Below are 352 nucleotides of genomic sequence, written 5' to 3'. Positions count from 1 at the left end.
AGGCGGTTGATGTTTACCTTCTGTTGTTTCTTGTACTTCGTTTCCTTCTGGGTCCACATAGCGTGTTACTTCTAATTGTACTGGCGTTTCTTGTGGTGCGTCATTTGGAACTTTTGATTGAATGCGTTCATAGACATGTTTAGTAATACCATTTTCTGTCACTGTTACTCCAGAATAACGCCATTTATCTCCAATGATATAACGCGGTTGATGCGTACCTTCTTCTGTCTCTTGAACTTCATTTCCGGTAATATCCACATAACGCGTTACTTCTAATTGTACCGGTGTCTCTTGCGGCGCTTCATTCGGGATTTCTGACTGGATACGTTCATACACATATGTTGTGATGCCA

At 41.5% G+C, this 352-nt stretch carries 1 protein-coding gene; it reads right to left on the bottom strand.

The window, feature by feature from the left end; all coding sequences use genetic code 11:
- On the bottom strand, positions 1–352 hold a 352-nt coding region (locus tag HMPREF2597_RS06030; protein WP_218117585.1), incomplete at both ends, for a hypothetical protein.

The sequence above is a fragment of the Staphylococcus sp. HMSC063A07 genome, from assembly GCF_001836955.1.
Taxonomy (GTDB): Bacteria; Bacillota; Bacilli; order Staphylococcales; family Staphylococcaceae; genus Staphylococcus; species Staphylococcus lugdunensis.
Note: the sequence above shows the minus strand (reverse complement) of the source record. Positions and strands in the feature narration are given on the sequence as shown.